The organism is Latilactobacillus graminis DSM 20719 (assembly GCF_001436415.1).
Taxonomy (GTDB): domain Bacteria; phylum Bacillota; class Bacilli; order Lactobacillales; family Lactobacillaceae; genus Latilactobacillus; species Latilactobacillus graminis.
The window spans coordinates 1-24,485 of sequence record NZ_AYZB01000037.1 but is presented as its reverse complement, the minus strand read 5'-3'; the positions used below and the strand labels follow the sequence as shown (position 1 = coordinate 24,485).

At 39.9% G+C, this 24,485-nt stretch carries 18 protein-coding genes and 1 riboswitch; of the genes, 11 read left to right on the top strand and 7 right to left on the bottom strand.

All coding sequences use genetic code 11. The annotated features are described in order from the left end of the window. Positions 1–180 precede the first annotated feature (180 nt). Both alsS and budA read left to right on the top strand, forming a co-directional pair. Complete coding sequence (gene alsS / locus FC90_RS06615; protein WP_057908488.1) at positions 181–1,863, top strand: acetolactate synthase AlsS; 1,683 nt, start codon at positions 181–183, stop codon at positions 1,861–1,863. Positions 1,864–1,880: 17 nt separating this feature from the next. Next, complete coding sequence (budA, locus tag FC90_RS06610; RefSeq protein ID WP_057908487.1) at positions 1,881–2,600, top strand: acetolactate decarboxylase; 720 nt, start codon at positions 1,881–1,883, stop codon at positions 2,598–2,600. Positions 2,601–2,647: 47 nt separating this feature from the next. Here the strand turns inward: budA and thiD are convergent, their stop codons facing one another. After that, on the bottom strand, positions 2,648–3,448 hold the full coding sequence (gene thiD / locus FC90_RS06605; protein ID WP_057908486.1) for a bifunctional hydroxymethylpyrimidine kinase/phosphomethylpyrimidine kinase: 801 nt from the start codon (positions 3,446–3,448) through the stop codon (positions 2,648–2,650). A gap of 176 nt (positions 3,449–3,624) precedes the next feature. Further along, positions 3,625–4,245 (bottom strand): glycerol-3-phosphate 1-O-acyltransferase PlsY, encoded by a 621-nt coding sequence (gene plsY, locus FC90_RS06600; RefSeq protein ID WP_057908485.1) that lies wholly within the window; start codon positions 4,243–4,245, stop codon positions 3,625–3,627. 202 nt (positions 4,246–4,447) lie between these two features. Between plsY and parE the strand changes: the two genes are divergently transcribed. The 7 genes from parE (at position 4,448) to FC90_RS06565 (ending at position 16,371) form a co-directional block, all read left to right on the top strand. After that, positions 4,448–6,418, top strand: coding sequence for a DNA topoisomerase IV subunit B (gene parE, locus FC90_RS06595; protein WP_057908484.1), 1,971 nt, complete (start codon positions 4,448–4,450; stop codon positions 6,416–6,418). 62 nt (positions 6,419–6,480) lie between these two features. Continuing rightward, positions 6,481–8,928, top strand: coding sequence for a DNA topoisomerase IV subunit A (gene parC, locus FC90_RS06590; protein WP_083482024.1), 2,448 nt, complete (start codon positions 6,481–6,483; stop codon positions 8,926–8,928). Between the two features lie 282 nt (positions 8,929–9,210). Next, positions 9,211–11,472: a formate C-acetyltransferase gene (pflB, locus tag FC90_RS06585; RefSeq protein ID WP_057908483.1), complete on the top strand. Its 2,262-nt coding sequence runs from the start codon at positions 9,211–9,213 to the stop codon at positions 11,470–11,472. 110 nt (positions 11,473–11,582) lie between these two features. Continuing rightward, entirely contained in the window at positions 11,583–12,416 is an 834-nt protein-coding gene (gene pflA / locus FC90_RS06580) for a pyruvate formate-lyase-activating protein (RefSeq protein WP_151886745.1), read from the top strand. Between the two features lie 94 nt (positions 12,417–12,510). Further along, complete coding sequence (locus FC90_RS06575) at positions 12,511–13,476, top strand: LysR family transcriptional regulator (RefSeq protein ID WP_057908482.1); 966 nt, start codon at positions 12,511–12,513, stop codon at positions 13,474–13,476. Between the two features lie 52 nt (positions 13,477–13,528). Then, positions 13,529–14,452 carry a manganese-dependent inorganic pyrophosphatase gene (locus tag FC90_RS06570; RefSeq protein ID WP_057908481.1) on the top strand — a complete coding sequence of 308 codons (924 nt, stop codon included), beginning with the start codon at positions 13,529–13,531 and terminating at the stop codon, positions 14,450–14,452. Positions 14,453–14,574: 122 nt separating this feature from the next. Continuing rightward, on the top strand, positions 14,575–16,371 hold the full coding sequence (locus FC90_RS06565; RefSeq protein ID WP_057908480.1) for a heavy metal translocating P-type ATPase: 1,797 nt from the start codon (positions 14,575–14,577) through the stop codon (positions 16,369–16,371). 57 nt (positions 16,372–16,428) lie between these two features. On the opposite strand, the gene thiT is transcribed toward FC90_RS06565, so the two are convergent. From thiT to trhA, 4 genes are all read right to left on the bottom strand, one after another. Continuing rightward, on the bottom strand, positions 16,429–17,031 hold the full coding sequence (gene thiT, locus FC90_RS06560; protein ID WP_057908479.1) for an energy-coupled thiamine transporter ThiT: 603 nt from the start codon (positions 17,029–17,031) through the stop codon (positions 16,429–16,431). A 48-nt stretch (positions 17,032–17,079) separates the two neighbouring features. Then, positions 17,080–17,176, bottom strand: a riboswitch (TPP riboswitch). A gap of 99 nt (positions 17,177–17,275) precedes the next feature. Further along, positions 17,276–18,337 carry a tyrosine recombinase XerS gene (xerS, locus tag FC90_RS06555; protein ID WP_057908478.1) on the bottom strand — a complete coding sequence of 354 codons (1,062 nt, stop codon included), beginning with the start codon at positions 18,335–18,337 and terminating at the stop codon, positions 17,276–17,278. Between the two features lie 580 nt (positions 18,338–18,917). Next, positions 18,918–19,760, bottom strand: coding sequence for a DegV family protein (locus tag FC90_RS06550; protein ID WP_057908477.1), 843 nt, complete (start codon positions 19,758–19,760; stop codon positions 18,918–18,920). A gap of 21 nt (positions 19,761–19,781) precedes the next feature. Continuing rightward, positions 19,782–20,426 carry a PAQR family membrane homeostasis protein TrhA gene (trhA, locus tag FC90_RS06545; protein WP_057908476.1) on the bottom strand — a complete coding sequence of 215 codons (645 nt, stop codon included), beginning with the start codon at positions 20,424–20,426 and terminating at the stop codon, positions 19,782–19,784. Positions 20,427–20,579: 153 nt separating this feature from the next. Between trhA and FC90_RS06540 the strand changes: the two genes are divergently transcribed. Further along, positions 20,580–21,095 carry a DUF1836 domain-containing protein gene (locus FC90_RS06540; protein ID WP_057908475.1) on the top strand — a complete coding sequence of 172 codons (516 nt, stop codon included), beginning with the start codon at positions 20,580–20,582 and terminating at the stop codon, positions 21,093–21,095. A 41-nt stretch (positions 21,096–21,136) separates the two neighbouring features. Here FC90_RS06540 and FC90_RS06535 read toward each other — a convergent pair whose 3' ends face one another. Beyond that, a complete protein-coding gene (locus FC90_RS06535; protein WP_057908474.1) occupies positions 21,137–22,006 on the bottom strand; it encodes a DegV family protein in 870 nt (289 codons plus the stop codon). 654 nt (positions 22,007–22,660) lie between these two features. Here FC90_RS06535 and FC90_RS06530 point away from each other — a divergent pair. Further along, positions 22,661–24,376, top strand: a complete 1,716-nt coding sequence (locus FC90_RS06530) for an NFACT RNA binding domain-containing protein (RefSeq protein WP_057908473.1) — start codon at positions 22,661–22,663, stop codon at positions 24,374–24,376. The last annotated feature ends 109 nt before the right edge of the window (positions 24,377–24,485 follow it).

Here is a 24,485-nt window from a genome sequence, read left to right as displayed (position 1 = left end):
ATTTATAGATACCCGTACTTACTGAAACAGGTGAGTGCGGGTATTTTAGTGGTTGCAAATTACTTGGGCCATTAAATTTGATGGTAAGCCTAATGTATCGTGTAAATGTTGTTGCTAGTTTTCCTATTTATTTCATGCTAAGATGTAGGTTATAAAATGATAGGTTAGGTAGGGTGAGTCATGACGGAAGAAAATAGGTATTATGGTGCAGATGTTATTATTGATAGTTTGGTTAACCATGACGTTGAGTATGTATTCGGAATTCCAGGTGCGAAGATTGACCGGGTTTTTGAGCGACTTGAACATCCGGTAAATCCTAAGACCCCGAAATTAATTTTAACGCGACACGAGCAAAATGCAGCATTTATGGCTGCCGGTGTTGGTCGAATTACTGGTAAGCCGGGCGTGGTAGTTGCGACTTCAGGGCCTGGTGCTAGCAATCTAGCAACGGGGGTCGTAACGGCCACCGCCGAAGGTGATCCAGTCTTAGCAATTGCCGGGCAGGTTAAGCGTGCGGATTTGTTGCGGTTAACCCACCAGAGTATGCGTAATGCTGCACTATTTGCACCCATTACCAAATTTAGTGCAGAAGTGCAAGAACCAGAAAACTTGTCAGAAGTAATTGCTAATGCCTATCAGGAGGCTGAATCAGCTAAGCAAGGCGCAAGTTTTGTCAGTGTGCCGCAGGACGTCACGGATGCTGAGGTACACTCTAAAGTGATTAAACCATTGGGTGCACCTAAATTAGGCCCGGCGAGTCCTGTGGAAACGACATTACTGGCTCAACGGATTAAAGCCGCAAAATTACCGGTACTTTTAGTGGGAATGCGGGCCTCTTCACCAGAAGTAACGACTGCTATTCGTAATTTAGTGGCTGAAACGAATATTCCAGTTGTGGAGACATTTCAAGCCGCCGGTGTTATTTCACGTGATTTAGAAACTAATTTTTATGGCCGCGTTGGTCTTTTTCGAAATCAACCTGGCGACCAAATATTGAAACGTAGTGATCTGGTGATTGCGGTGGGGTATGATCCAATTGAATATGAACCCCGCAACTGGAATGCTGAAAGTGATGCACACATTGTAGTGATTGATGATATGCGTGCAGAAATCGATCATAATTTCCAACCTGAAAAAGAGTTAGTCGGTGATATCGCCCAAACACTTGATTTTTTACTACCGTATATGAAAGGGTATCAATTAACGCGTGATGTCCGTGGTTATTTAGCTAAACTGCATGCTGAGCTTAACCAACGCGATGCAGCGCCGGTCATGACCACGGATAATCCACTTAGTCACCCACTAAACATCATTTCAGAATTACAAGCACGTGTGACAGATGCAATGACTGTGACAGTCGATGTCGGTAGTCATTATATCTGGATGGCGCGTCACTTTAGGAGTTACGAACCACGGCATTTACTTTTTAGCAATGGGATGCAAACTTTAGGGGTTGCTTTACCTTGGGCTATCAGTGCAGCATTAGTACGACCAAATACGCAGATTGTTTCCGTATCTGGTGATGGGGGGTTCCTATTCTCTGGACAAGAACTTGAAACCGCTGTTCGGTTAAATTTAAATATTGTTCATATCATTTGGAACGACGGCTATTATGACATGGTTAAATTTCAAGAAGAAATGAAATATGGTGAATCAGCGGCCGTTAAATTTGGTCCTGTTGATTTCGTACAATATGCGGAAAGCTTCGGAGCAACTGGGTTACGAGTTGAAAAAGCTGCTGATTTAGGAGCTGTTTTAGACCGGGCTTTTGCAATTAACGGACCGGTTGTTGTAGATGTACCAGTTGATTATAAGGATAACCAATTATTGGGTCAAGCGTTACTACCTGATCAACTTGTTTAGGCTAAGGAGCAAATAAAATGACATATGATATTCAGCGTGTTTATCAACATGGAACTTTAGCATTATTGATTCCAGGCTTGTTTACAGGAACTATGACCGTTGCGGAATTATTAACTCACGGTAATTTTGGAATTGGAACAGCCCACGGATTAGCTGGTGAGTTAGTTTTATTAGAAGGGCATGCCTATACTGTGAATGGTGATGGGCAAGTGAGTGAACTGACTCCCGATACGCTGGTGCCGTTTGCAACTGTTCATTGGCAGGATTCGAACTTATCACCAGAAGTAGTTCAGCAGCTGACCAAAGCGGACCTAGAGCGCCGGATTTTAGCACAAGCGCCGTTAAAAAATCTTTTTTTTGCAATTAAAATAACCGGAAAGTTCAAAGTAATGCATACCCGGGCCGTGCAAGCCCAAACGGAACCCTATCCCAATTTAACGACCGCAACGCGTGTTCAGCCAGAGTTTGAGCAAACAAACGTCAAAGGAACTTTGATTGGTTACTATGCACCAGCACTCTACCAAGGCGCAGCTGTTGCTGGTTATCATGTCCATTTTTTAAACGAATCACATGATTTTGGAGGCCATATCCTGGACTACACAATCGCGAGTGCACAGCTTATTGTTCAGCCTTTTACGACGTTTGAACAACATTTTCCGAGTGACAATCAAGCCTTTTTAGCGAGTGATTTTGATTTAAACCAAATTAATACAGATATTGAAGAAGCAGAACATTAAAATAAAAAAGCCTCATAAGCGGCTGTTGGTGACCGCTTGTGAGGCTTTTATTTGTAGGCGTGGTGATTAATCGGACCATATTTATGCCCAACATTGATTGGATTAGCAATTGCTTGGTGGACAAATTGCTTAGCAGTTCTAATCGCTGATTCAATTGATTGGCCCTTAGCGATTTCGGCACAGATACAAGCTGATAGTGAGTCTCCAGTACCGTTAACATGTGTTGTTTCGATATAGGGCTCTGATAACCAAAGTTCTTGGCCATCAGCAAGACAAACGTAGTCGGTTACAAATTCTTGGTTTGTCGTATGATGGCCTTTAATCATGACATTTTTGGCACCCATGTTTAGCAAAGCCTTACCGGCAGCTTGAAAATCGGCTGGTCCATTGAGCTCAATCCCTGTTAGTTTTTGGGCTTCATAGAAATTGGGAGTAAGAATCGTAGCCATTGGGATTAATGTCGATTTAAGCGTGTTAAAAGCATCATCTGCAAGTAATAATGCACCATGTTTGGTAATAATAACCGGATCTAAAACCAAAGGCCCGAAGTCGTGTTTTTTTAATTGATTGGCGACTGTCAGAATGGTTTCACGATTGGTTAACATGCCTGTTTTGCACGCTCGAACTTTAAAGTCAGCCGCAATCGCTTCAAATTCAGCATCGATGAAGTCAGGCGTCAATGCTTGACTGGCATGAATGCCAAATGAATTACCTGCGACACAAGCGGTTAAAACACTCATCCCGTATACCTCACGGGCAAAAAAAGTGTTTAAATCGGCTTGAGCACCGGCACTACCGTCTGAATCGGAACCAGCAATTGTCATGACTTGAGGAAAACTATTTAACATTGTCAACATCTCTTTTCAATAATAGCCGTAAGTTGATTACGGTCGTGAATTTGTACTAACTACTAGTATAGCCTTTTAGAGGTTATTTTTTCAATCGTGTTAGCATGATAAATACGCTTAAAAATCAATGATATAGGATTAATAAATACACAAAAAAGCACCGCTTATGCGGCGTTTTATAAGTTATGTTTTTGCCGGTAGTGATAATATAGGCCAAATGAGACTAGGTTTTCAGTGCCATTTTTAATCCGAATTAGGTTTTCACGATGGCGATAGATTAAAAAAAGTAACACAACGGTTGCGATGGTTCCTAGCAACCAGTCCTGCGTGTAAAATGAAAGGATGGCAATCATCAACGGACCAAGAATACTAGCCATGCTAACCATGCTAGTAATCAAAATGACACTAACAAAAATCGTACTGGCAATCAAGAAAAAAAGTGGATTATAGGCAAGCAAGATTCCAGCACTGGTTGCGACTGCCTTGCCACCCGTGAAGTGGAGAAAAATCGAATAGGCATGGCCAACGACAGCTGCCAGCCCAACGATTAATACGAAGGCGTGATTGGGAATGTGGAAAAGCATGGGGAGACTTGCTGCCAAAGTTCCTTTTAAAATATCAAGGAACAAGACAGCTGTGCCAGCGACTGGTCCGAGAACACGGTACGAGTTCGTTGTACCAATGTTATGACTCCCTGCATCGCGTGGGTCTTTATGACAGAAGACGCGACCGATAATAACACCTGATGGAAACGAGCCAATCAAGTACGCAAGAACAAAGATAAGACATAGTTTCATGATAAAAAACTCCTAGTTGTGGCATTTGTTTTCCCTATTTTAGCATTTTGACAAGGGAAAGGGAATATTGTATGTTAGAATAAGTTGCAGCGAACATACATTTGTATATATCATAAATTTTCAATTTTTGATTGTAAAATTAACTAAACTTGTTGATAATATAACTTATCTGTTCATTTTTAAACGAAGGAGTCATACTTGAATGCCAAAGCAAAAACAAGATTACAACGATAATTCAATTCAGGTCTTAGAAGGTCTAGAGGCCGTTCGAAAACGGCCAGGTATGTACATTGGCTCAACTGATGGTCGTGGATTGCACCATTTGGTGTATGAAATTGTTGACAACGCTGTCGATGAAGCTTTAGCTGGTTTTGGTTCCGAAATTAACGTCGTGATTGGCGCGGATAATAGTATTAGTGTCCGGGATCATGGGCGGGGGATGCCAACTGGTATGCACCAATCTGGGATTCCAACCATCGAAGTGATCCTAACTGTCCTCCATGCCGGGGGGAAATTTACCCAAAACAGCTATAAAACCTCCGGTGGTTTGCATGGGGTTGGTGCGAGTGTTGTTAATGCTTTATCTGAATGGTTAACGGTCCGTGTTGTGCGGGATGGAGTGGCCTATGAAGAACGTTTTGAAAATGGGGGACATCCAGTTGGAACCCTTAAAAAAGTTGGTAAGGTAAAAGAGTCAAATGGGACTTTAATTACATTTAAACCAGACAGTACGATTTTCCAAACTACAATTTATAACTATAATACGTTGGCAGAACGTTTGCGGGAATCAGCTTTTTTACTTAAAGATGTCAAGATTACGTTAACGGATTTACGTACAGATCCGGCGCATGAAGATATCTTTCATTACCCAGAAGGGATTCAATCGTTTGTTGATTATTTAAACGAAGATAAGGATACGATTGGGAATAAATTGTATTTTGAAGGGACCAAAGAAGATATCGAGGTCGAATTTGCAGGTCAATATAACGATGGTTATTCAGAAAACATTATGTCGTTTGTGAATAATGTCCGTACCGGTGATGGTGGCACCCATGAAGCTGGGATGAAAGCCGGACTAACTAAGGCTTTTAATGATTATGCACGTAAGGTTAATCTGCTTAAAGAACGTGATAAAAATATGGAAGGTTCTGACGTACGGGAAGGGTTAAGCGCCATCTTGTCGGTGCGGATTCCGGAAGAACTATTGCAATTTGAAGGTCAGACCAAAGGGAAATTAGGTTCACCACAAGCTAGGACAGCTGTTGATAGTTTGATTTACGAGCAAATGAGCTTTTTTTTACTGGAAAATGGGGAGTTTGCTCAGGCATTAGTGCGTAAATCATTAAAGGCAAGAGAAGCAAGAGAAGCTGCTCGTAAAGCACGGGAACAAAGTCGAAATGGCAAGAAAAAGAAAAAAGCTGATGGTTTATTATCAGGTAAGTTAACCCCAGCGCAATCTAAAAATGCGGCTAAAAATGAATTATACTTGGTCGAAGGGGACTCTGCTGGGGGCTCTGCTAAACAAGGCCGCGATCGGAAGTTCCAAGCGATTTTGCCATTGCGAGGGAAAGTCTTAAATACGCAAAAAGCCAAATTACAAGAAATTTTAAAAAATGAAGAAATCAACACGATGATTTATACGATTGGCGCTGGTGTCGGGGCTGAATTCAAGCTTGAAGACAGTAATTACGATAAGGTGATTATCATGACTGACGCGGATACCGATGGGGCCCATATTCAGATCTTGTTGTTGACCTTCTTTTATCGTTATATGCGACCGCTGATTGAAGCGGGTAAGGTTTATATTGCCTTGCCACCATTGTATAAATTACAAAAAGGGGCCGGGGCAAAAACTAAGATTGCTTATGCTTGGACCGATGATGAGCTAAAAGTGGTTGCCAACGAGATGGGGAAAGGCTACAGCCAACAACGGTTTAAAGGGTTAGGTGAAATGAATGCCGATCAACTTTGGGACACAACAATGGATCCCATTAGTCGGACATTAATTCGGGTCCGGATTGATGATGCAGCCTTAGCTGAACGTCGTGTGACCACGTTGATGGGTGATAAGGTTGAACCACGTCGAAAGTGGATTGAAGAAAATGTTAAGTTCACGATGGATGAAGACGGCAGTATCTTAGATACGACGAATGGTTCAACGCCGCATGAATGACTTCAGACGCTGAAGTAGCTATATTTTAACGATTAGACAAATAGAAAAGTGAGTGATTAAATTTGGCTGATGAAGCACAAAAAATTCAAGAGCTAACGCTGGAAGAAGTCATGGGTGACCGTTTCGGCCGTTATTCAAAATATATCATTCAAGAACGAGCATTACCAGATATTCGTGATGGATTAAAGCCTGTTCAACGCCGCATTTTATATGCAATGTCGATTGATGGCAATACCTATGACAAGGGGTTCCGAAAATCAGCGAAATCTGTCGGTAATGTCATGGGTAATTTCCATCCGCATGGGGATAGTTCGATTTATGAAGCGATGGTGCGGTTAAGTCAAGACTGGAAATTACGGGAACCATTGATTGAAATGCACGGGAACAATGGCTCAATGGATGGTGATCCACCCGCAGCTATGCGGTATACTGAAGCACGGTTAAGTAAGATTGCTAGTGAAATGTTAATGGATATCGATAAAAAGACGGTTGATTTTGTTTTAAATTTTGATGATACCGCCGAGGAACCAACCGTTTTACCAGCCAGATTCCCCAATTTATTGGTGAATGGTGCCACTGGGATTTCGGCTGGATATGCAACCGAAATCCCACCGCACAACTTAGGTGAAGTTACGGATGGGTTGATTTACTTACTCGATCATCCAGATGCTACCTTAGATCAGATGATGACCCTGATTAAGGGCCCTGATTTTCCAACAGGAGGGATTTTACAAGGGGTTGACGGAATAAAAAAAGCCTATGAAACTGGTCGTGGACGCGTAGTTGTCCGAGCTAAGACTAGTATTGAGCAATTACGTGGAAACCGCGAACAAATTGTGATTAGTGAAATTCCGTATGAAGTTAATAAGGCCATGATGGTTAAGAAGATTGATGAATTACGCGTTTTAAAGAAAGTCGATGGAATTGCTGAGGTCCGTGATGAAAGTGATCGGACAGGACTATCAGTGGTTGTCGAACTCAAAAAGCAAGCAGATAGCCAGGGTATTTTGAATTACCTTTTCAAAAATACTGATCTCCAGATCACCTATAACTTTAATATGGTGGCTATTTCACATATGCAGCCGAAACAGGTTGGTTTGCTAGAAATTCTGCATGCCTACTTAGAACATCAAGAAGAAGTCGTTATTCGACGAACTAAATATACTTTACAAAAAGCACTGGATCGTCAACATATTGTTGCGGGGCTTATCAAGGCGTTATCAATCTTGGATCAAGTTATTACCACAATACGTGGTAGCAAGAATAAAAAGAATGCTAAAGATAACTTAGTGGCAAGTTATGCCTTTACAGAAGCGCAGGCTGAAGCAATCGTTTCCTTACAGCTGTATCGTTTAACGAATACTGATGTAACTGCTTTAGAACAAGAATCTGCTGAACTTGATGCTGCAATTAAAAAATATCGTGCCATCCTAGACGATCCTAAAGCACTCGCACGGGTTATCAAGGCACAATTGAAGGCAATGATCAAAACGTATCGTAATGATCGAAAGACAATAATTGAAGCTCAAATTGAAACACTTGAAATTGATACGAGCGTGACTGTTATTGATGAAACAGTGATGGTAGCAGTTAGCCATGATGGTTATTTGAAGCGGAGTAGCTTACGATCCTATCAAGCTTCTGATGAGACTGATGCTGGTTTAAAAGATGGTGATTTTGCAATTTTACAAAAACCACTACAAACCCTTGATCAACTAATGATGTTTACTAACTATGGGCATTTAATTCAACGACCCGTCCATGAAATTGCTGATTTGAAGTGGAAGGAAATGGGTGAACATATCTCACAATCGATTGGCTTAGCGGCTGACGAAGCAATTATTGCAGCATTTGCATTCACGCCAGGCGATCAGGCGGGTTATTTTGTGATTGGCACTGATGATGGCTATATTAAGCAAACGGCTTTTACAGATCTCTTGCCCAGTCGGACATATCGTTCGAAAGCCCAAGATTTTATCAAACTACATGCTAAAGCCCATGTGACAAATGTGAACTGGGTTCCAAGTGATGATGGTTTAGTAGTCTTTAGTGCCAGTTATAAAGGCTATGGATTGAGTTTTGCGTTATCTGAAGTCTCTATATCAGGGGCCAAGGCCAGTGGTGTAAAACTAATGGATCTAAAAGAGGGGGATCATGTTACAAACTTTATACTTTATGACTCGCAAGATAAGCATGCCGCGGTGGCAATTATGACACAACGTGGTGCCTTTAAACGAATGCTATTAAGCGAGGTAGGAATCACTAGCCGAGCACGTCGTGGGGTATTGATTCTACGTGAATTGAAGAAAGAACCACATCGGGTTGTCGCAATGGTTGGTGTTAAACAAAAGATGTTATTGTTAATTCATACTAACCAGCAGCAAGTAATTACATTAAATCCTTACCAACATGCGACAGGGGATCGTTATTCTAATGGTAGTTTTGTGATGGATATCGATGAAGTTGGGCAACCCCAATTTATTCAGTCAACGGTTCATGAAAATCAATAAGTTAACAGAAAAGACAAGTTATCCTAGCGGTAACTTGTCTTTTCTGTTATATATAAATATGAATTTTTCTATAATTGTTATATAACAGAAAGATAAGTTTTGCACAATCTAAGTGACTGTAAATATTAATTTACTAAACAACGTAAAAGCTGATATAACAAACTTCTTTAAGCATTAAAGGTTTATAAATAATCAAAAAGAAAGGGTTTGCATTAATCTTGTGATGTGTTATACTAATTTTGAAAAGTGTGATACAACATATAACTAACGGAGGTAATCCAGATGGCAAAAACCGAGAAGATTAATTTGGCGGACTATTGGGACGGTTTTAACAAGGGCGATTGGCAAGCGGAAATCGATATTCGGGATTTCATTCAAAAAAACTTTACAGCCTATGATGGAGATGAAAGTTTCTTAGCTGGGCCAACTGAAGCAACAACCATATTAAACGATCAGTTAATGGACTTGAAAAAACAAGAACGTGAAGCTGGTGGTGTTTTAGCAGCAGATAATGATAACCCTGCGACAGTTACATCACATGGCCCGGGTTACTTAAACAAGGATCTTGAAAAGATTGTCGGATTGCAAACAGATGCACCGCTTAAACGAGCGTTTATGCCATTTGGTGGGATTCGGATGGCCGAAGATGCCTTGGAAGCATACGGCTTTAAGACTGATCCAGAACAACACAAGATTTTTAACGAATACCGCAAGACACATAATCAAGGTGTTTTTGATGCCTATACACCAGACATGCGTAAAGCACGCCATTACAAAATTATTACAGGTCTTCCAGATGCCTATGCACGTGGTCGGATTATTCCTGACTTACCACGGATTGCAGTCTACGGGATTGATCGGTTAGCCGAAGAAAAAGTCCGTGACTTTAACGGTGTTGGCGACGGTGAAATGACAGACGATGTAATTCGTCTTCGTGAAGAAATCAATGAACAATATCGTGCTTTACAAGATATGAAGAAAATGGCTGCTAGCTATGGCTTTGATATTTCAAGACCTGCTAAGAATGCCCAAGAAGCAATTCAATGGATTTACTTCGGTTACTTAGCCGCTATCAAGACACAAAACGGGGCTGCAATGTCAGTTGGCCGGATTGATACAACGATGGATATCTTTATCCAACGTGATTTAGAGCGGGGCTTAATTACAGAAGCTGAAGCGCAAGAAATGGTTGACCATTTTGTCATGAAGTTACGGATGGTTCGTTTCATTCGGACAGAAGATTATAATTCATTATTCTCAGGTGATCCAATCTGGGCAACGTTATCAATGTGTGGGATTGGTATGGATGGTCGTCATCATGTAACTAAGACCGCCTTCCGTGTCTTGAAGACATTGGAAAATATGGGTGCTGCTCCAGAACCTAATATCACCTTACTTTGGTCAGATCGCTTACCAGAAGGCTTCAAGCGCTATGCAACAGAAGTTTCAATTAAGAGTTCAACGATTCAATACGAAAACGATGACTTAATGCGTAATGAATGGGGTAGTGACTATTATGGGATTGCATGCTGTGTTTCGGCACAACCAATTGCAGACGGCGTTCAATATTTCGGTGCGCGTGCTAACTTGGCTAAGACCATCCTTTACGCAATTAACGGCGGGATCGATGAATTAGGCAAAGCTCAAGTCGGTCCAGCTTATCAACCAGTTACTAGCGAAATTATTGATTATCAAGAGTTTATGAGCAAATATGATAAGATGTTAGATTGGTTGGCTGATGTTTATGTCAATGCTTTGAATACCATCCACTACATGCATGACAAGTATTACTATGAATCAGCACAATTAGCATTGAAGAATAGTCGCCTAGACCGGACCTTTGCAACAGGAATTTCCGGGTTATCACATGCGGTTGATTCAATCTCAGCAATTAAATACGGCCAAGTTAAAGTTATCCGCGATGAAGATGGCATGGCAGTTGATTTTGAAGCGCAAAATCCTGATTATCCGCGTTATGGGAATAATGATGACCGTGCTGATGATATTGCTAAATGGTTAGTAAAGACTTTTTACACGAAGATGAATACGCATCATTTATATCGTGGCTCAAAATTATCAACATCTGTTTTAACAATCACATCAAATGTTGTGTATGGTAAGAATACTGGGACAACACCAAATGGTCGTCAAGCTGGCGAACCATTCTCACCAGGTGCTAACCCAGCATACGGGGCAGAAAAAAATGGCGCATTAGCTTCATTATTGTCGACGGCTAAAATTCCTTACCGTTATGCGACAGATGGAATTTCAAATACTTTCGGCGTAACCCCCAACACATTGGGGCACGATGATGAAGCACGCAAAGATGCTTTGGTTAATATGGTAGATGGTTACATGATCAATCAGGGGATGCATTTGAATATCAATGTCTTTAATAAGCAAACTTTGATGGACGCACAGCAACATCCAGAAGAATATCCAACGTTAACAGTTCGAGTTTCGGGGTATTGTGTGTACTTTTCTGATTTAACCAAGGAACAGCAAGATGACGTTATTGCAAGAACGTTTTTTGATGAAATGTAAATAACTAATGAAAGTAGATAGTGATATCTGCTTTTTGGTAAGACCGTTAATCTAATTTAAAGGTTTTACCAGAAAGTATTGATTTTCTTAAACTAAGAGGTGAAAGTGAAATGACAATTAAATTTACAACCCGTTTATCGACTGAAAATATTGTATCTAAGTCCTCTGAAACAGCTACAACACCAGTTGGTTACGTCCATTCATTTGAAACGTTTGGGTCAGTCGATGGCCCTGGTATTCGATTTGTGGCCTTTTTACAAGGCTGCCGCATGCGTTGTGAATTTTGTCATAATCCAGATACGTGGAATATCGGCAGCGGTGAAGCTTATACTGCAGACGAATTAATTGCCAAGGCGCTTCCGTACAAAGCTTTTTGGGGAAAGGATGGCGGTATTACTTGTAGTGGTGGCGAGTCTTTAATTCAAATTGATTTTTTGATTGATTTATTTAAGAAATGTCAGGCTCAAGGGATAAATACTTGTTTGGATACTTGTGGGCAACCTTTTACGTATAAAGAACCTTTCTTTAGTAAGTTTAAGAAATTGATGAAATATACCGATTTATCGATGGTTGATATTAAACACATTGATTCTGGCGAGCATAAACGGTTGACTGGGTTTTCGAATGAACACATCTTAGAAATGATTGAATATATGTCAAATCATGGTCATCATATGTGGATTCGACATGTTTTGATTCCGGAACGGACTGATTATGATACTTATTTAACCCGTTTGGGCGACTATGTCCAGACCTTAGACAATGTGGATCGTGTTGAAGTGCTACCATATCATACGATGGGAATTGTTAAATACGAAAAAATGGGCATCAAATATCCATTGGCAGGCATTGAACCGCCAACACATGATCGTATTGTGAATGCAGAACGGCTATTGCATACAGCAGACTATCCTAAAAGTAACGCTAACATAAGAAAATTTTAAGTCTTTAATAAGAAAGAGTAGCGAAAGGGTTGCTCTTTTTTTATATCTTTATTATTATAATGATAGGTCTAAACTAAAGAATGGAGATTTGAAAATGAAAACCAGACAAGAAAATATCTTCTCCTCTAAGACATTGACCTATTTCCTGCAGTTAGCAGAAACAATGAATTATACCCAAGCAGCCCAATTGCTTGGTATTACGCAGCCTGCCTTAACTCAACAAATTAAAAAATTAGAACGCACAGTTGGGGCACCTTTATTTTACTCAGTCGGTAAGAAATTACATATTTCTGATGCTGGTCGTACGATGTTGGAAGCCACACATCAGATTTATGACTTATTAAATACAGCTACAGATGAGATTCAAAGTTCAACTAGTGCTACACGTGGGAAGATTAACATTGGTATCTTGGCATCAATGGAAATCAGTGTTATTCAATCTTTCTTAATTCAATACTATAAGCAATTTCCAGATATCGAAGTCAGCATGCATTTATTGACGCGTAAAGAAATTTGGGATCGCCTTGAAAATAACAAAATAGATATCGCCATCATGTATCTGCCGGATGATAGCATCAAAAATTGGAAACCGTATAAGTCACGTAAAATTGCGGATGAACGACTCCTTTTCATCAGTCAAGATCCTGCTTTAAAGACGCGTAAAAAAATTCGCTTTAAAGATACCTTAGATAATAAGTGGGTTACTTATCCAGATGAATATTATTTGAACCAATTCATTAACGAGGCGTACAAGAATCAGTTAGTTGACCACCCAGTAAGTGCAGCGCAATTTACATCACCGTTTGAAATTATTCGCTTTGCCGAAGCAACGGGATTGAATACTGCATTACCAAAAAGCTTCTATGAAGCCCATAATTTGGGTCTCAAGGGCAATGCAGTTCAATTTGATCCAGCGATTCAATTTGAACTAGCGTTTGTTTTTCGTAATGAAAAAGAAAACATTCCACGAATTGATAGCTTTTTCCGAGAATTTGATCATTACTTAGAAGAAAAAGATTATTTAACGCGGATTAGAGAACAAAACCGGAAAATTATCTAGTATTTCTGGTATAATTAGGCTGTTAATTCTAAAAGGGAAGGTCTGTATAACTATGAGTAAAGAATTAGTATTCGGTCACCAAAATCCAGATACAGACGCAATTGTTGCGGCAATGGCGTTTGCTTATCTTCAACGACAACTAGGTAATGACGTTGAGGCTGTTGCACTAGGCGAACCAAATGAAGAAACGAGCTTTGCATTGCGTCATTTTGCGGCAACGACACCGCGGATTATCAAAAAAGCGGGTAGTGAAGTTGACAGTGTTATGTTAGTCGACCATAACGAAAGCCAGCAAAGTGTTGCTGATATCAAAGATTTAACGGTCACCCATGTGGTTGATCATCACCGGATTGCTAATTTTGAAACAGTTAGTCCATTATTCTATCGTGCTGAACCAGTCGGTTGTACTAGCACAATTTTGTTATCAATATTTAACGAAAACAAAATTGAAATTCCTGCTCAATTAGCGGGGTTAATGATGAGTGCCATCATTTCAGATACATTGTTGATGAAATCACCGACAACGACTGAAAAAGATCGGATTGCCATTAAGACATTAGCTGAAATTGCTGATATCGATTTCGAATCATATGGGCTTGAAATGTTAAAGGCTGGTACTAATTTGGATGATAAGAGCGAAGCCGAATTAATCGAAGCTGATGCTAAAACATTCGATATGGCTGGCAAAAAAGTACGTATCGATCAAGTTAATACAGTTGATATTGAAGCTGTCTTTGAACGTCAAGCGGCCTTTGAAACTGCGATTAAAGCTGATAATCAAGCTAATGGTTACGACCTATTTGTCTTATTAGTGACAGATATCCTCAATAGTAACTCAGAAGCACTGGTCATTGGCGAACCAGTTGAAGCCTTTGAAAAAGCTTTCAATGTTAAATTAAATCAACATCGTGCACAATTGAGTGGCGTTGTTTCACGTAAAAAACAAGTGGTACCACAATTAACAGCAGCGTTTTAATGAAGCCTCATGCTAGAGTCCTTAGGGGCTCTTTTTTTTACTTTCACAAATGATAATCATTCTAATCTAGAGATAGACGTGTTATACTTGGAAGGAATTCATCAGGAGGAGGCTCAGTGATAATGAAGAAGCATATCATTAAATTCATATTAACTATCAGCGTTGGGATTGCTGCGCTGTGCTTAGCATTTCTAATGCAAAAGCCACTGTGGGCACAGATCTTAGTCAGTATTGTGGGAAGTTTAGTAGCACTATCAATGTTTATCGAGATGGTTAAAACGCTAAAATCAGGTCAATATGGGGTTGATCTGTTGGCAATTACCGCCATCATTGCAACGTTAGCAGTTGGTGAATATTGGGCAGCCATAATGGTCCTCGTGATGTTAACCGGTGGTGATTCATTGGAAGACTATGCAACGCATAAAGCTAGCCGGGAATTAAAATCCTTACTTAATAACTCACCACAAACAGCACACCGTCTGGTTAATAAAACAGTTGAAGATGTCGCAGTTGATGCGCTACTGGTAGGTGATCGGGTGGTTGTTAACCCTGGCGAACTTGTGCCAGTTGATGGACATATTATTGCCGGTTGTGCTTTATTTGATGAGTCATCATTAACTGGCGAGGCACGTCCTGTTGCAAAGACAGTGCATGATGAGCTCATGTCAGGTTCGGTTAATGGGGATAACTCGATTACAATGCAGGTCGATCAACGCGCTGTTGATAGCCAGTATCAAGCAATTGTACGATTAGTAGAGACTTCCACGGCACAACCGGCACATTTTGTACGATTGGCTGATCGATATGCTGTTCCATTTACATTAGTAGCGTATCTAATTGCTGGGATTGCATGGTGGTGTTCTAAAGACCCAGTCCGGTTTGCTGAAGTACTTGTAGTTGCTTCACCGTGTCCACTGATCCTAGCAGCGCCAATTGCTCTAATTTCAGGAATGAGTCGTGCCAGTCGAAATGGGATAATTGTGAAGACGGGAACGACCATTGAAAAACTTGCGTTAGCAAAATCGGTGGCGTTTGATAAAACCGGCACAATTACCAATGGGCAATTATCAGTTGATCAAGTGCTACCAGTGTCAGGGATTGAACCAACCTGGTTGTTACAACTGGCAGCCAGTGCTGAACAACAATCATCACACATTTTGGCTAGATCGCTTGTTAAGGCTAGTGAAGTAGAAGCCTTACAATCAATTGAAACGCTTAAAGAAGTTACTGGTGCTGGTGTGATTGCAACTTTGACATCTGGACAAACGGTTCGTGTTGGTCAGTACCAATTTGTAACTACGCAAACTAACCAAATTATTCAAGAGCAAACTGCCGTTTATGTATCGATTGATGGGCGATATGCTGGACAGATTACCTTTATGGATCATTTACGGTCAGAAGCACCTACAACCATGGAAAAGCTCCATCAGCTTGGAATTACAAACCTAATGATGCTCACAGGCGACCAGGCTACAACTGCAGCTCAGATTGCTAAGCAAGTTGGGATTGATGAGGTGCATGCGGGGTGTTTACCAGTCGACAAGATTTATTTAATTGAAAAAATACCATTAGCACAGCGGCCAGTTATAATGGTCGGAGATGGGGTCAATGATGCGCCGTCACTTGCCAGTGCTGACGTTGGAATCGCAATGGGAGCACATGGTGCAACTGCGGCCAGTGAATCGGCAGATGTGGTTATCTTAAAAGATGATTTAGACCGAGTTAGTCGGGCGGTTTTAATTGCCCGTGATACGATGCGAATAGCCCAACAGGCTGTTTTAATTGGTATTGCGATTTGTATTGGCCTAATGTTAATTGCTAGTACTGGGATTATGCCAGCGTTAGTTGGGGCATTATTTCAGGAAGTTGTAGATACAATTTCGATTCTTTATGCACTCCGCGCACGCGCGGACCATTAAATAACAAAAAAGCGCCGCAATCATACTTCATCAGAGTGTGATTACGGCGCTTTTTTGCTATTTTTCAGGTTGAATATTTAAAGCCATGTCTTTTGGTAAGTATAATTTGGGAACCATGGCTAAACCAATACATAGTACTGCGCCAGTAAGTATAAAACTAGTGAGAAAGCTACCACCATTGACAGCAAGGGAATAAAGCCATGCATTCATGCCCTTGGGAGCGTATGAACCCCAATAAACGGCGCCGGCTAGAAAGTGACAGAAATATTTCGTAAAGGTGCCAATCAAACCTGCGATCCAGAGTAAAATAATAGTTTTAACCCGTGTGTGATGTTGAATACTAGTTTGTAAGTGATGTTGTAAAATACCGGCTAAACCAACAACCATAAAGGCAATAGTAAACTCCAACAGTCCTTGCCAGACGTTTAGAACACTCCCATTTCCTAATCCACGGAGAATTAAGTCTAATATACCCCAGATGAGACCGGAAACCATCCCAGGAAATGCGCCGCGGCGTAAACTGTAAATTACGAGCGGAATAATACCAAAAGAAACCTCGATTGCTGAAGGACCTACTGTGTGCGGGATATACTCAAGCGCCATGGCAAACGCTGCAATGATCGCCCCTTCAATTTGAATCAATAATCGCTGATGTTGCATAAAAATAACCCCTTTTCTTGTTCAACCAACACAAAAAAGGAGTTGTTATTTCAACTCCATCACAATTCCTACGCTTGTCTTAACAAACAGGTTCGAAGGGTCTGATTAAAATCACTCTCAGCCAATGGCTCCCCTTTGCGATGGTTAACATTTAATTTTAGTAACGCTTTCATTATAACCAATATCTTTAAGAAGTCAAGCAAACAAATTTGTGTGTAACCGGGCTGAATTAATAAAATATGTATTATTCAAGCTGGTCCATCGCAGATCGCTGTTCGTCGGCTATTACATGGGTATATAGATGGGTCGCCTGTGTCGTTGTTTGTCCTAGTTGGGTGGCGACAATTGTTTCACTATGGGTGGCTGCCATTAAATCGGTAGCTAATGTATGCCGAAATTTATGAGGTGTCAATCGTATGCCAAAAGCTTCAGAATACTTAGCGACTAATTTTTCAATCGCGTAGTTGCTCATGCGTTTAGCAATTCCGCGGTAACGGCTGACAAAGAGTGCTTGTTCATCGTCTGATTTTAAATAACGATTTTTTCGAATTTGACAGTAATCAGTTAAAAAAGGTCGTCCCCAAGGGGCAATAGGGACGGTATCCTGTTGACCGCCTTTACGAATAACGGAAATTGTAAGCTGATCGAGATTTAAATCGGTGATATTTGCTTGCGTGAGTTCGGACAAACGAACGCCAGTTGTTAGTGCTAAAACACAAATTGCGATGTCACGTTCGCGATTTTGTTTATACGATGATAATTGGCGCTTAGAAAGTAAGTTAGGGTAGTCATTTTGCATGAAGGTGATGAAGTCATGTTTCTTTGTTCCAGTTAGCAATTGGTGACTGATCCGGCGTGAGCGGGTGGCCATCGTTTCCGAGGCTTTTAAGAGCTTCACTTTTTTCATCACATTTCGATAAAAGAAGGGCTCACCATTAGCCTGCTCAGCTTCAATCGTTAAGAAGTACCACAGTGCATTTAATGCGTTAATCGAGCGATTAACGGCCTGAAAAGAGAGTTTATGGTTATTTTGTTTACGTTTATTCATTAAAAAGATTTTGTAAAGTTCGATATCTTCGAGTTTCATCTGTTCAAGGGCGACTAAAGGGACTTGGTCGATAGTAGGGACGTGCACAATTTGCTGATCAACTAACCAGGTAAAAAAGCGATCATATTCTTGTAAATACTGATAGAGTGTTGCAGAAGAGTAAGCGTTTGCCTGGCGGTTAATATAGAATTTGCGAATGTAGCCGGGTAAGTTAACAAGTTTTTTTTCACATAATTCTAAATATCGTTGCTGATCCATTTATGAAGGCTCCTTTAATTAATCTTTTCTGAATAGTTTAACAAAGATAAACAATAAATACCATAAGTGTTGTTAAAATTATGGTTTTAACAACACTTATCACGGTGAACCGCGCCAATTTAGCTTCTAATACAGGGTTGATTATTGGATAAATGTTTGTATATCCATTGATGTATCAGTGTTTATGGACTGTTTAATTCTGTTGTGATGTGTATTCAACCTGGTTTTATCGGAAATCCATTAAGTTTAATCGTTTAAAATCAGGCTTTAAAAGTATTACAAGTTTATTATTGTCTGACTTGGATTTAGTTAATGTGGACCGAAATGAAGCGTTGCTTAGCAAATTGTACAGTTATATAGTATTGTAACTGGTTAGTTAAAGTAACCGTCATTAAAGCGACCAAGTTAAAAGTGCTTAAAAAGACAGCTTGGCTTAGATTATCGAAATTATACGAAATGGCATATCTTCGTATAATATATATTATGTAAACTAGAATCTATTTAAAAATAGCTCTACTCTATTATGGGACCCATTGACCATTAAAAACCGATCAAGATATTCGACCGGTTTTTTAGTTAGTTATTTAGTATGATAAAAAATACCAAACGCATTTAAACCAACATGACTCATAATGACTGGACTAGGCAAAGCAATGTTGGATGGGACACGCGGATGGTCTTGTTGAAAGCTCTTTTGAATTTTATTAATTGAATCTGGTGCTAAGCCAACATGTGAAATATCAATCTCAATGATGTTTTGGTCAGTAATATTGGTTTTAATTTGTTCGATTTCCTTAACAAATGTTTTGTTGCCACGACCTTTAGCGATAATTTCTAATTGTGTATCGGTGAGACGAGCGACAACCTTTAGTTTAATCAATTTCGTTAATAAGCCAGTAAGACGGCTAATACGGCCACCTCGTTGTAGTGCATCTAGCGAATCCAGAAAAATATAGGTTTCCGAATGTTGTCGAATATCTGCCAAATGCGCTAAAATGACGTCTAGTGGTTGACCAGCTGCGGCATCTGCTGCGGCTGCGGTAACTTGATAGGCTAAACTACGATCAATCGCCTTACTATCAAGGACATGGACATCACTGGTTGATTGCTGTGCTGCTATATGAGCTCCCTCCACTGTACCACTTAATAATCCTGTACAGTGAATTGACAGGAGTGTACTGCCGTCAGCACCAAGTTCGTCATAAAGTGTGACTAAACTACCAACAGTCGGTTGGCTAGTTGTTGGAAATTCGTCACGGGCACTTACTAAACGCTCTAAAAATTCTGATCGAGTGATGGTTTGGCCATCGATGAAGGATTGACTACCGTGTTGAATCATTAAAGGTGCTATGTGAATTTTGTATTGTGCTATTTCGGTTGGTGTCAATGAAATAGATGAGTCGGTTATAATTTTAATCGCCATAAACTTGAACGCTCCTTTAAGTTAAATGTTTAGGTAAATTGAAAAAAACATTAAGGTGGTCCCGAGCATCACCAAAAAATGCCAGATTAAATGTAGACCGGGAATCTTAGGAAAACTGTAAATTAATGCACCGATAGTAAAAACGACGCCCCCGCTGACTAATAGCCAAAATCCAAGTGGTGTTAAACGTACATAGAGTGTTTTACCGGTGAATAAGCATAACCAACCCATAACAACATAAATCGTTGTCTCGAGTTTTTGGTAACGGCCATGGCTCAGGATATGAGTAACAATTCCGGCAATTGCAAGGATCCAAATTGCAATTAATAGACTAATCCCGGCGGTGTGTCCAATGAAAATTAAGCAGTATGGTGTATAGGTCCCTGCAATCAGTAAGAAAATGTTGCTATGATCAAGGATTTGAAAGACCCGTTTAGCGGGAGTAAAGGCTAAACAATGAAATAAAGTTGAAGCAAGATATAACAGTAGTAATGTCCCTCCATAGACGGCTAAACTAATGACAGCGACCGAGGATAACGCTTTTTGGCTACTTTTGGTGAGCAGCATGATAACTAGTATTAAACTACCTAAGAACCCAATCCCATGGGTCACGGCATTCCAAATTTCATAAATTAAGCTTTGGTGGCGTTTTGTAGATAATTGCATCATCTTCGCTCCTTTTTTCTATTTGCTGAGTATTATAACGTCAATGTAGATTGTAAGTCAATAAATAATAGAATTGAATTCTATATAAGTGACAAATAGACGTTCTTATGGCATAATAAGATTATTATCAACAGATTGGTGGCGTTATTGAGAATGCAATCACGAGAATTTGAGGAATGGTTAGCTGAGTTTCAGCAGCTACGGCTACCATTATGGTCAGAATTTCCAGATTTAGAACTCTACATGGATCAGGTTATCAGTGAGATAAATCAATGGTTGAATCCCCTGTTAGATGTTAAAATTACCAAAACAATGATTAATAGCTATGTCAAAATGGCGATCATTGAACGACCGGATAAGAAACGTTACCGGCGTGATCATTTGGCTGAATTGATTGTTGTTAGTATTATGAAACTTGTATTCCCGTTGGAAGTTATTAAACAAGGCATTTCACAGGCATTAGCCAATGAGGTAGCCAGCCGTGCTTATGATCAGTTTGTCGCGTTATTTAATACCGAAATTGCTAATATTAATGCTCAACTGACGGTTAATGAATTTAATTTAAAAGAAGAACCGCTGCATATTGTACAAAAAGTCGCCGTTAAATCTGTGATTTATAAACTAATTGGGACTAAATTAGTCACTTTAGAAGACTCGGATTCCATCTGATAATTCAAAAAAACCTGTCGAGAAATTCGACAGGTTTTTAATTATACTTTATCAAAATCTTTAATCCAAGCAAGCGCAATTGCTTTTTCACCAAGATGGGTCCCAATTACTGGACCAAAGTAGCTAATATCAATTGGTAAGTCTGGATAATTAGCTTGGAGTTTGTCCCGCCAAGCAACTGCAGCAGGTTCATCGTTAGCGTGAATAATCAACGCGCGCAATGGGTAATCAACTTGCTGGGCTGCTTCTGCGAAAATTTGTTCAGCACGCGCATAAGCTTTTTTCAATGAACGAACTTTCTCGAAAGCTGTAATTTTATTAGTCTCAGCATCGAAAGTCAGTAACGGTTTAATTTTAAGCATACTACCGATAAAAGCAGACGCATTTGATAGCCGACCGCCGCGCACTAAGTTCTGTAAATCATTTACGATAAAACATTCATCAATGGTATTCCGTAAATTATCAAGCCGGGCAATAATTTGCGCCACAGTCATCTCCGGATTTTTAGCCATTTTAGCTGCCTCCATAGCGAGATAACCCATTAACATTACGGTAATTCCTGAGTCGTATGGCACCACTTGAATATTGTCAATTGTGCTAGCTGCATTTTTTAACGTGGTAACAAACCCTGAAATCGTGCTAGCAAGATGGATACTGATGACGGCATCGTATCCTTCATTGCCAAGGTTTTCGTATAGTTTTAGCATTTCACCAAGTGGTGGTTGTGAAGTGCTAGGAAATGTTTCAGATGTTTTTAACTTTTGATAAAACTCTTCAGTGGTTATATCAACACCCTCATCGTAGACCTGGCCATCAAGGATAACCGGGATTGGGACAACAAAGAGATGATGGTCTTTCACTTGCTGTTCCGTGAGATATGCGGTACTATCAGTGACTACAGCAATTTTCATGGTGACACCTACTTTTTTATTATTCGGTAATAACTATATCATAAATAATCAGTTTATTCCCTAAAAATATCGTTTTTCCTAAAAATGTATAGGGCATCTTATTTTTATAATCGGTGAAAGCTTTGGTAGTAGTAATTTAATAAGATTTTTAAAAATTGCTGTTCTTCAGCGCTCCAGTTTTGCTGGATTCGATTTTCCAGATTGATTTGTAATTATTGTAAGGTGTTTAAAACGGTTTGGCCAGCCGCGTTTAATACATAAAGATGCTGCTCAGCCCCTTTCATTTTTTAGTAGCCCTTCTTGGGCCATTGTGTTCAACTGACGGCTTAAAGTTGAGGCATCTAGTTTAGTGAGTGTAATTAGTTTTGCGTGTGAAATTCTTTGTTGTTGGGGCTCGCTAACCAATAAAATATTGATCTGAGCTACTTTTAAATTCAGTTGGTGGGCCCAACTTTTCTTTTGTTCCTAAAACATTAAATTCAGTTGATTAAACGTTGCTAGAGTTGACCACATGCGAAAGCCCCCTGTTTAATTGTATAATACAATCATCAAATTGGCGCGAGTAACGCGAGTAAACTGTTAAATGTTTTGAGCTTCATATCTAAAACAGTTACAATGAGAAAGATAATTCAATTATAGAGAGTGTGAATAATAATGACTTTTGATGGTTTAATGACCCATGCTGTTGTAAGCGAACTAAATACGACATTAGCAGACGGTAAAATTACAAAAATCCAACAACCCTACCCCAATGAAGTTATTTTGACAATTCGGGCTAATCGTAAAACCTACCCCCTGCTTCTATCAGCGCACCCGTCGTATGCACGGGTTCAAGTGACCCACGTACCATACGCTAACCCTGCGACGCCACCAAACTTTGCCATGTCTTTGCGTAAATATTTAGATGGCGCAATTTTAGAAAAAATTGAACAAGTTGAAAGTGATCGTATTTTAAAATTTACATTTAAATCACGTAATGAACTAGGTGATTTACAACAATTATGCTTAATCGTTGAATTGATGGGACGGCATAGTAATGTTATTTTAGTTAACCAAGAGACTAATAAAATTTTAGATTTAATTCGCCATGTCGGTGTCGCGCAAAATCGATATCGTTTCTTGATGCCTGGCGCAGATTATGTTAATCCACCAGCAGCATCCGGTATTGATGGCTTTACGAGTGATTTAAAGACGCTTGATTGGTTGAGTTATTATAGTGAATCTGCTGAGATGCAAGTGAAATGGTTGCAACAACAATTTCAGGGAATGAGTCGTGAAAGTGCGATTGAACTGCAAACACGGTTAATCGATCATGATCACTATTTAACGATTGTGACCCATTTTTTTGAGCAATTTGATCAGGTTAATCCGACACTGACGATTAGTGACAAGAAATCATGGTTCACAGCCTTTGTTTATCAGAGCCTAGCAGGTACACTGAGCCATTTTGATACATTAAGTGAACTGTTAGACCAGTACTATTTGCATAAGGCACAGCGCGACCGTGTGCGGCAACAAGGTGGTGCACTAATCCATTTTATTCGTAACGAGATTCAAAAAGATGAAAAGAAATTAAAGAAACTTCAGAAGACGTTAAAAGCGGCCGATAGTGCTGATGATTATCGTATTCGGGGAGAAATTTTGACGACGTATCTTCGCGAAGTGGAACGTGGGATGACTGAGGTCACCTTACCTAATTTCTATGCCGATAATCAACCCCTTAAAATTACTTTGTCAAACCAGATTAGTCCTTCAAAAAATGCGCAGAAATATTTCGCAAAATATCAAAAATTACGTAATTCGATTGCCTATGTGAATGATCAACTTGCGAAAACAGAAGCGGAACTCACCTATTTTAAGACAATTATGGCCCAAATTGAAATTGCGGCGCCTAAAGACTTGGAAGATATCAAGGCTGAATTACAGGCTGAAGGTTATTTAAAAGTTAAAAAAAACGGTGCTAAAAAGCAAAAGCGCTATAAGGTTAGTGAGCCTGAAGTTTTTTATGCAACCGATGGGACACGAATCTTTGTTGGTAAAAATAATTATCAAAATGACCAGTTAACTTTGAAAAAAGCGCATAAAACTGATATTTGGTTACATGTCAAGCATATTCCAGGATCACATGTCATTATTGACAGTGCCGATCCATCTGCAGAAACGATTCAAGAAGCGGGCAACTTGGCGGCGTATTTCTCTAAAGCGCGGTTGTCAGCTGCCGTACCAGTTGACTACATTCAGGTCAAAAAGATTAAAAAGCCAAATGGTGCTAAACCGGGGTTTGTCGTCTACGAAGGCCAGCAAACCCTGTATACAACACCAGACGAACAACTCGTTCAAAGATTACGAAAAAAACCAACGCTCGCTTAATTACTGGATGAAAATAATTACTTAAATAACCCCCACGATTGACTTAAATACCAATGTAATAATCCCTTTATGGTTGTCAGATGAAATAATATAATTTCATTTGATAATT

Bases quoted from the DNA above. Each gene is read 5' to 3' on its own strand.
- thiT (WP_057908479.1), bottom strand. From the start codon at position 17,031: ATGCAACATCAGCGATTATTGATTCAAATTGAAGGGGCGATCATTGCA.
- FC90_RS06535 (WP_057908474.1), bottom strand. From the start codon at position 22,006: ATGAAAATTGCTGTAGTCACTGATAGTACCGCATATCTCACGGAACAG.
- FC90_RS06565 (WP_057908480.1), top strand. From the start codon at position 14,575: ATGAAGAAGCATATCATTAAATTCATATTAACTATCAGCGTTGGGATT.
- FC90_RS06530 (WP_057908473.1), top strand. From the start codon at position 22,661: ATGACTTTTGATGGTTTAATGACCCATGCTGTTGTAAGCGAACTAAAT.
- FC90_RS06540 (WP_057908475.1), top strand. From the start codon at position 20,580: ATGCAATCACGAGAATTTGAGGAATGGTTAGCTGAGTTTCAGCAGCTA.
- thiD (WP_057908486.1), bottom strand. From the start codon at position 3,448: ATGTTAAATAGTTTTCCTCAAGTCATGACAATTGCTGGTTCCGATTCA.
- FC90_RS06570 (WP_057908481.1), top strand. From the start codon at position 13,529: ATGAGTAAAGAATTAGTATTCGGTCACCAAAATCCAGATACAGACGCA.
- plsY (WP_057908485.1), bottom strand. From the start codon at position 4,245: ATGAAACTATGTCTTATCTTTGTTCTTGCGTACTTGATTGGCTCGTTT.
- xerS (WP_057908478.1), bottom strand. From the start codon at position 18,337: ATGGATCAGCAACGATATTTAGAATTATGTGAAAAAAAACTTGTTAAC.
- FC90_RS06575 (WP_057908482.1), top strand. From the start codon at position 12,511: ATGAAAACCAGACAAGAAAATATCTTCTCCTCTAAGACATTGACCTAT.
- pflA (WP_151886745.1), top strand. From the start codon at position 11,583: ATGACAATTAAATTTACAACCCGTTTATCGACTGAAAATATTGTATCT.
- pflB (WP_057908483.1), top strand. From the start codon at position 9,211: ATGGCAAAAACCGAGAAGATTAATTTGGCGGACTATTGGGACGGTTTT.
- parE (WP_057908484.1), top strand. From the start codon at position 4,448: ATGCCAAAGCAAAAACAAGATTACAACGATAATTCAATTCAGGTCTTA.
- trhA (WP_057908476.1), bottom strand. From the start codon at position 20,426: ATGCAATTATCTACAAAACGCCACCAAAGCTTAATTTATGAAATTTGG.
- budA (WP_057908487.1), top strand. From the start codon at position 1,881: ATGACATATGATATTCAGCGTGTTTATCAACATGGAACTTTAGCATTA.
- FC90_RS06550 (WP_057908477.1), bottom strand. From the start codon at position 19,760: ATGGCGATTAAAATTATAACCGACTCATCTATTTCATTGACACCAACC.
- alsS (WP_057908488.1), top strand. From the start codon at position 181: ATGACGGAAGAAAATAGGTATTATGGTGCAGATGTTATTATTGATAGT.